Source organism: Azospirillum sp. TSO5, from assembly GCF_003116065.1.
In the GTDB taxonomy this organism is placed as follows: Bacteria; Pseudomonadota; Alphaproteobacteria; order Azospirillales; family Azospirillaceae; genus Azospirillum.
On record NZ_LGQY01000155.1, the window covers coordinates 22,860 to 30,560 of the forward strand.

Sequence of the window (7,701 nt, forward strand, 5' to 3'; positions counted from 1 at the left end):
TCGGCGGGGTCCCGGTGCGGGAACCGCCCCCGGCGCGCCGGCGTTGACCGGTCGATGACCGTATACTTCACCTCCGACACCCATTTCGGCCATGGCGGCGCCCGCGGCCGTTTCCGTCGCCCCTTCGAATCCACCGCCGAGATGGACGCGGCGATGGAGGCGAACTGGAACGCCACCGTCGGCCCCGACGACGTGGTCTGGCACCTCGGCGACTTCGCCCTGCACATGAAGCCCGAGGCCATGGCCGCCCTGCTCGGCCGGCTGAACGGCACCAAGCATCTGATCGCCGGCAACAACGACGGCCCCGCGACGTTGACGCTACCCGGCTGGGCCAGCGTCGGGCATTACGCCGAACTGACGCTGGACGGGGTCGATCTGGTCATGTGCCATTACGCCTTCCGCACCTGGAACGGCATGCACCGGCGGGCGCTGAACCTGCACGGCCACAGCCATGGCCAGTTGAAGCCGCAGCCCCGGCAGATCGATGTCGGCGTCGATGTCTGGAATTTCCGTCCGGTCACGCTGGCCGAACTGACGATCCCCCGCCCGCGGCGGAAGGCGATTCCGGCTTCTGGCCCGGCTTCAGGCGGCGCGTCAGGCAGCCCCTAGCGCCGCCTGCCGCAGCCGCTCCATCAACAGACGGCAGGCGGCCTCCGCCGGCACCGGGCGGCCGGTCAGCCAGCCCTGGACCTGGGTGCAGTTGTGGTGGCGCAGGAAATTGGCCTGCTCCGTCTTCTCCACCCCTTCGGCCACCACATGCAGGCCCAGCATGTCGGCCATGGCGATGATGGTGGAAACGATACCGGCATCCTCGCGCTCGTTCGGCACGCCGTTGATGAAGGAGCGGTCGATCTTCAGCGTGGTGATCGGCAGCCGCTTCAGATAGCTCAAGCTGGAATGGCCGGTGCCGAAATCGTCCACCGCCACCCGGATGCCCATCGCCTTAAGCGCCGCCAGCACGGCCAGCGCATGGTCGATGTCCTGCATCACCGCGCCCTCGGTGATCTCCAACTCGATCAGGCCGGGCGGCAGGCCGTGGCGGTCGATGATGCGCTGGAAATCCTCGGCGCTGCGGTTGCGCAGATGCTTGGGCGAGATGTTGACGGCGACCGGCACTGGCTCCATCCCCGCATCCAGCCATTCGCGCATCTGGCGGCAGGCCTCGTCCAGCACCCAATCGCCCAGCGGCACGATGAAGCCGGTCTCCTCCGCCACCGGGATGAACTCACCGGGCGGGATCATGATTCCCCGCTCCGCCCCCTCGCCCGGCTTCTCCCAGCGCAGCAGTGCCTCGAAGCCTTCCAGCGAGTAGTCGATCAGCGACACCTTGGGCTGGTAATGCAGGCGGAACTGCTTCAGCGCCAGCGCCGCCCGCAGATCGCCATCCAGCGCCAGCTGGCGCCGCGCCTGTTCGGCCAGTTCGGGGCGGAAGAAGGCATGGCGGCGCCCGCCCATCCGCTTGGCGGCATAGAGCGCCGTCTCGGCCGAGCGCAGAAGCGCCTGCGGGTCGTCGCCATCCCAACGTCCCTCGGCGGCCTCTTCGCCGGCGAGGTCGGTCGGATAGACGGCGATGCCGACCGCCGGGCGGACGTAATGCTCGCAGCCCGGCAGGGTGACCGGCGCGTCGAAGGCGTCCAGGATGCGCCCGGCGATCGCCGCCGCCTCGTCGGCATCGCGGATCTCCTCCAGCACGACGGCGAAATCGTCGGTGCCGATGCGGCCGACCAGATCGGCGGCGCGCACGGAGGCAACGATCCGCCGCGCCACCTCCTGCAGCAGCGCGTCGCCGGCCTGATGGCCCAGCGTGTCGGTGATCAGCTTGAAGCGCGACAGGTCGAGGCACAGCACGGCGAAGGGCCGCCGGTAACGGCGGCTGCGCTCCACCGCCGCCTCCAGCAGCGATTCGATCATCGCGCGGTTGGGCAGGCCGGTCAGCCGGTCGCGGGTGGCCAGACGCATCAGTTCGCGTTCATGGCGCAGCCGTTCGGTCACGTCGGCCAGTGCGCAGACGAAGCCGCGCCGCCCCTGCACCACCAGCGGCGAGACGCTGAGCGAGGCGTCGATCCGTTCGCCGCTTCCCGCGCGTTCGATCCCCAGCGCCTCTTCCCGCACCGGCTCCGGAACGTCCGCCTCCGCCGCCATGCCGGCCAGCAGCGCATCGATCCGCGCGCGGTCGGCAGCGGCGAACAGCGCGGACAGCGGCCGGCCGCGCAAATCCCCGGCAGGCACGCCGAACAGCGCCACCGCGGCGGGGTTGTATTCCTCGATCCGGCCGCGGGCGTCGACCAGCAGGATCGCCTCGCCGACATTGTTCATGATGCCGGCCAGCCGCTCGTCCCGCTCGATCAGGGCGATGGCGGCGCGGCGGAAGAACTCCATGGCGCGGGCCATCGCGCCGAATTCGTCGCGGCGGTCGCAGCCGGGAATGTCGATGTCGGTCCGCCCCTCCGTCAGCAGGCGCATGCGGTCGGACAGTGCTTCCAACGGCCCGACGACATGCTGCGATAGGAAGCGCGACCCCGGCCAGCTCAGCACCAGCAATGCCGCCAGGAACAGCAGGAAACCCGACGCCTCGATCAGGAAATCGCGGTCGAGGTCGCCGATGTCGCCGGCGGTGGCGATGGCCCAGCCCCAGGGCTCGAACCGTCCCTGCGCCGTCACCGCGCGGTCGATGGCCGGCCAGCCCGGCGGCACGATGCCGTCCGTGAAAATCCTGACATGAAAGGGCTTGGCGGACAGCGCCTGCAGGGCCGTCCGCGCGCGGTCGCGCGCCTCGTCGCCGGAGATCGCACCGGAGGATGCCGACCGTTCCAGATCGCGCAGCAGCAGGCCCGCCGATTCCACCAGGGCGGCAGCGACCTGCCCCCGCTCGGCGATCATGCCCTGCCGCAGCAGGTAGAGCGCGGGAATCGCCGCCATCAGGCAGCCGATCAGGCCGATCCAGGTCAGCCAGCGAATCTTGCGGCGCAGCGTCATCGGGCTTGGCGTCGCTCTCTTATCCGTTCGATAAACGGACGGTTAGTCATGCACAGGGAAAAGTGACGACTTCGTTTCAGTCGTGCAATGCAATTTTTCTTCGCACGCGCAACAGACACCTGTCCAACCTATACGAAGGTTGCATGCTGCGGCGCTTTGTCCCTGTCCGCGCACTTGGCGTCGGCCGCCACTCGCCTTGTGCTGGCGGGGATGGCGGCCGACAACGGCTCAACTCAGCGCTGGCCGGGGTAGAGGCGCTGGAACCCTTCGGTGACGCGGGCGATCACCGCCGGATCGCGGTCCCGCCAATAGCGCGGGTCGCGCATCAGGGTGCGCAGTTCGGCCTCGCCCTCTCCACCGGCCGGGCGGTTGCCCGCCATCGACAGGGCGGCGGGCTCGCTGCCGGTCATCATCGCGTAGAGCGCCATGACACCTTCGTAGGTGGTCGCCAGCCCTTCCACCGCGGCCGGCGGCAGGGTCTTGCCGGCCCAGGCCAGCAGTTGCCGCGACACCTCGCGCCAGCGCTCCTCGCCGCCGAAGCGGGCGACCAGCCGCTCGACCTCGCGTTCCGCCTGGAACTCGGCGGCCATGGTCTGGATCAGCGGGATCATCCTCTCGGCGGCGAGATCGTAGAGAAGCTGCGCCTGATTCGGGGTATAGCCGGCCTCGTGCAGGCGGCCGTTGATCTCCGGATCGGGCTGGAACAGGCCATGGTCGCAGGCGATGCTGTAGCCGTCCGGCGTCTCCGGCGCGCCCAGCAGCCGGCGAAGCTGCACCGGGTCGAGGCTGGTTGGATCGAATGGGGCCGGATCGAAGGGAGCCGCTTCGGGGGCCGACTCGGTCCCGGCGTCCGGCGGCGCCTGCCCGAACCGCCCCTGAGACGACAGGCGGCGTTCCAGTTCCAGATAGGATTTCAGCAGAGCCTCGACGCGCAGCGCGCCGGTCTTGGGATCGCGGAACTTCTCCGGGATCGGCAGCGGCGGAATGCCATCGATCGCGGCTGCGGATTCGGTCAGCAGAGTGTCGGCCATCATCAACTCCTGCAGGGAAGAGAAAGAGGAGAGCGGCAGCACCGCCGGTCAGCCCGCCCGCCCGCGCGCGACCAGCGCGAGGATGGTGGCGACCAGCTGGCGCTGACCTTCGAGGTGGCGCAGCGCCGCCTCCGGCGCGTCGGGACCAAGCGCGCGGTCGAGCGTCATCGCCCGCAGCACCGCCAGAACCCGCAAGCCGTCACCCCCGGCGAAGCAGCGGGCGAAGCTGGGCGCCGGATCGGCGTCAGTCGCCGTGGCGGGGTCCGGACCGGCGGAGGGCGAAGCCTCCAGCCAGTCCCAGCCGGCCTGTTCCACGTTCGGACGCTCAGCCATTGCCGACTCCGGCATCGGCCGTCGCCACGGCAGGCGCCGGCGAAGGCGGAGGGACGACAACAGAGGTGGCCGCAGGAGCGGCGGCTGGGGCGGCGACCTCCGTCCGCATCAGCTTGGCCGGCACGCCGAAGGCCTCGCCGAGCCAATGGGCGGTCGCCGCCGCGTCCACCGTGGCCTCCGCCTCCGGCCCCAGCGCCTTGACGCTGTCCAGCCAGCGCAACGCCGCTTGCACGTCGCGCTGGGCCTGCGCCTGGGCGAGCGGGGAGCGGTGCTGCAACTCCACCAGCCGGCCATCGACGGTGATGTCGGGGATCTCGCCGCGCCGGCGCAGGATCGACACCGCCCGCAGCACCAGCGGCGTCATCAGCTCCGCCTGCAGCCGGCCATAGGTGGCGCCAAGCAGCCGTGCCATTTCCACGGAGCGTTCCAGCACCTCGGTCGCGGTCATCCGCGCCGACTCCACCGGCCCCAGACGGTCGACCAGCAGCGCGTGGCGGATGCGTCCCCGCAGATCGTCCAGCACCAGCTGCGACACGTCGAACCGGCCGGGGTTGGCCAGCGGCGTCAGCCCGGCCGATCCCACCGCCTTCGGGATGATGGTGCCGGGCACCAGCCGGATGGTGGTTGGATTCAGCACCCCGTCGTCGTCGGCCTGCCAGATGCCGGTGACGGCGATGGAGGCGTTCTTCAACACCAGTTCCACCACCTTGTTGGCGGTCTTGATGTCGGGCAGCGCCTTCATCACCGGCGAGCGGCCATAGGTCTCGCCCGGCGCCTTCAGCCAGCGGAAATTGACGAAGGGGGATTGGGCGAAGCGCCCCTGCGCCAGCCAGGACGGTTCGGTCAGCCCGCTGTCCAGCACCACGCCCCAGCGATAGGCCGTACCGTCGGGCAGCACCGCCTCGACCAGGGGAAAGCGGCTGTCGGGATCGTTGGCCGCCTGCTTGCGCAGTTCGTCGGGCAGGTCGGCTCCGGGAAAGCGCTGGAGGATCTGGGCCAGCGTCGCCTCGCTGCGGCGGAAGGTGGCATCGAGCCGGCCGTCCGGTCCCTCCTCCAGAACCGCTTCGGCCAGCGGCACGGCGGTGAAGCGCAGGCTGGAGGGCGCCCCGGGGGCCGCCTCCTCCATCAGCAGGCTGGCGGTGCCGACGGTGACGAGGTCGAGGAAGGCCTGATGGATCTCCACCGCGAAGTTGGAGCGGTCGAAATGGGCCTGGACGATGCCGGCGGCACGGTCGAGCAGCGGGGCGACGCGATCGCGCTCCGCCCCCGTCAGGGTGGGGCCGGGCTGGAAGCCGAACCAGCGCGACCAGGGCGGCGTCAGTTCCGACAGCAGGCTGGCCGCCAATTGCTCCACCGCGTCGGGCGCGGTGCCGTCGAACAGGCGGTCGACCCGGCGTTCGCCCGGCGTGCCGCCGCCACGGAAGGGCCGGCCGTTGGGCAGCGCATGGTCGTAGCAGTCCTGCCAATGGCTTTCCCACACGGTGCGCCGTTCGCGGGCGGCACGGTAGCGCTCCAGCAGGGCCTCGGGCTCCGAAAGGTCACCCTTCCGGCGGGCGGGCGGTTTCACGGCTGCGGATGCGGGCATGCGCGGTTTCCTCCGGTCAGGTGGCGGTGCAGTTGCCAGGGGGTCAGCACCCGGCGGGCGCGCAGGCCGATCAGGCGCTTGACCGCCTCGACGCAGGTGAAGGGTCCCCAGGGGGCGGGGCCGGCCGGGCGGCGCAGCGGCGCGGAATCCACCGTCAGCCCCTGGGCGCGGTACCAGCCCGGCAGGTCGAACTCGGCCGGCAGGTCCAGCACGGCCACGTCGGTGAAGCCCGCCAGCGGATCGACCGCCACCCAGCGCCGCCCGTCGGTCAGCAACGCCAGGCAATGGCGGAATCCCGGCTTCAGCAGACGCAGCCACCACAGCGGCGCCTCCCCGCGGTAGACCACCCAGGCCGCTGTCCAGGGAGTGGCGGTCATCGGGCGATGCCTCGGACAATGCCCTTCTCACGCAGGGCGGGGCCAATGACGGCGAAGGCCTCGGTCCACAGGGAATGGGCGCGCTGTTCGCGGAAGCGATCCGGCTCCGGCGCACTCTGGCGGCGGCCGTAATGGACCATGACATGCAGATGGTCGCGCATCAGCTTGCGCATTCGAAACAGGCGGTCGACCATCCGCAGAACGTCCTGCGGCTCGCAGGGCCGCGCCACCTGCCCGCAGCCGGCGACGACCCGCGCGCCCGCCGCCTTGGCGTCATGCGCCTGCACCGCCCAGAACCACGCCTCTTCCGAGTCGGCGAAGGGTTCGCCGTCGACACTGTAAGGCTCCGCCTTCAAGGGCACGATCTGGGACAGGCGGGCGGTGGGCAAAGCGGAGGCGGCCGGACTCAGCATGCTGGTCTCCTTGCGGCTTCGGATTTTTGAAAGAGCGGGCGCCGGGCCTGGGTTGTGGCCGCGCCATCTGTTTGCGTTATGTTCCGAGCAACGCGTGCGGTCAACAGATTTATGAAAAAGTTCCTAGGGACGCTGTCGCCGCTTTATGAGATTATCGTCCCATGCTGAAACACACGGACATCTGGCGGGCCATCGACCGTCTTGCGGCGCAGCACGGGCTCTCCGCCTCCGGGCTGGCGCGGCGCGCCGGATTGGACCCGACCACCTTCAACAAGAGCAAGCGCACGACCAACGACGGCAAGCTGCGCTGGCCCTCGACGGAAAGCATCTCCAAGGTGCTGGACGCCACCGGCGCATCGTTGTCGGAATTCGTGTCGCTGGTCGGCGACGGCGCCGGCACCGCCCCGCTGCAGCGGGTTCCGGTGATCGGCTATGCCCAGGCCGGATCGGCCGGCTATTTCGACGACGCCGGCTTTCCCGCCGGCAGCGGCTGGGACGAACTGCTGTTCCCCAGCCTGGGCGACCCCCACGCCTATGCGCTGGAGATCTCCGGCGACAGCATGGAGCCGGTCTATCGCGACGGCGACACCATCATCGTCTCGCCCGCCGCGCAGATCCGCCGCAACGACCGCGTCGTCGTCCGCACCAAGGGCGGCGAGGTGATGGCCAAGCAACTGATCCGCGAGACGGCGACCAAGATCGAACTGCTGTCGATCAACCGCGCCCACCCCGACCGCAGCATCCCGCTGTCGGACGTCGCCTGGATGGCACGGATCATCTGGGCGAGCCAGTGAGGTAAAGTTCGGCTTCGGGTGCCCCCTCCCCATCCCTCCCCCGCTTCGCGGGAGAGGGGGTCGAATGCTTGCGGAGGCTATGTGAAGGACGGCGGCAGTCCCCTCTCCCGCGAAGCTCTCGCACAAAGCTTCGCTTTGTGCTGACGCGGCAGGCGGACCGTAGGTCCGCTGAGAGCGGGGGAGGGTTAGGGA

At 70.0% G+C, this 7,701-nt stretch carries 8 protein-coding genes; 2 read left to right on the forward strand and 6 right to left on the reverse strand.

What is annotated here, in order from left to right:
• Window positions 1-54: 54 nt before the first annotated feature.
• Window positions 55-609, forward strand: coding sequence for a metallophosphoesterase family protein (locus TSO5_RS30470; protein WP_109155115.1), 555 nt, complete (start codon window positions 55-57; stop codon window positions 607-609).
• Here the strand turns inward: TSO5_RS30470 and TSO5_RS30475 are convergent.
• The 6 genes from TSO5_RS30475 to TSO5_RS30500 all read right to left on the reverse strand — a co-directional run bounded on the left by TSO5_RS30475 (window position 595) and on the right by TSO5_RS30500 (window position 6,715).
• Window positions 595-2,976, reverse strand: a complete 2,382-nt coding sequence (locus TSO5_RS30475) for an EAL domain-containing protein (protein ID WP_109155116.1) — start codon at window positions 2,974-2,976, stop codon at window positions 595-597. The genes TSO5_RS30470 and TSO5_RS30475 overlap by 15 nt on opposite strands.
• 233 nt (window positions 2,977-3,209) lie before the next feature.
• Entirely contained in the window at window positions 3,210-4,010 is an 801-nt protein-coding gene (locus TSO5_RS30480; RefSeq protein ID WP_247871044.1) for a hypothetical protein, read from the reverse strand.
• Between the two features lie 45 nt (window positions 4,011-4,055).
• The gene (locus TSO5_RS30485; protein WP_109155117.1) at window positions 4,056-4,340 is read right to left on the reverse strand and encodes a hypothetical protein; all 285 of its coding nucleotides are present in this window, start codon (window positions 4,338-4,340) and stop codon (window positions 4,056-4,058) included.
• On the reverse strand, window positions 4,333-5,925 hold the full coding sequence (locus TSO5_RS30490) for a portal protein (RefSeq protein ID WP_109155118.1): 1,593 nt from the start codon (window positions 5,923-5,925) through the stop codon (window positions 4,333-4,335). The genes TSO5_RS30485 and TSO5_RS30490 overlap by 8 nt, the downstream gene beginning before the upstream one ends.
• A complete protein-coding gene (locus TSO5_RS30495; protein ID WP_109155119.1) occupies window positions 5,904-6,302 on the reverse strand; it encodes a hypothetical protein in 399 nt (132 codons plus the stop codon). The genes TSO5_RS30490 and TSO5_RS30495 overlap by 22 nt, the downstream gene beginning before the upstream one ends.
• Window positions 6,299-6,715 carry a hypothetical protein gene (locus TSO5_RS30500; RefSeq protein ID WP_109155120.1) on the reverse strand — a complete coding sequence of 139 codons (417 nt, stop codon included), beginning with the start codon at window positions 6,713-6,715 and terminating at the stop codon, window positions 6,299-6,301. The genes TSO5_RS30495 and TSO5_RS30500 overlap by 4 nt, the downstream gene beginning before the upstream one ends.
• Before the next feature lie 161 nt (window positions 6,716-6,876).
• Here TSO5_RS30500 and TSO5_RS30505 point away from each other — a divergent pair, with 161 nt between their 5' ends.
• A complete protein-coding gene (locus TSO5_RS30505) occupies window positions 6,877-7,509 on the forward strand; it encodes a helix-turn-helix transcriptional regulator (RefSeq protein WP_109076104.1) in 633 nt (210 codons plus the stop codon).
• Window positions 7,510-7,701 lie beyond the last annotated feature (192 nt).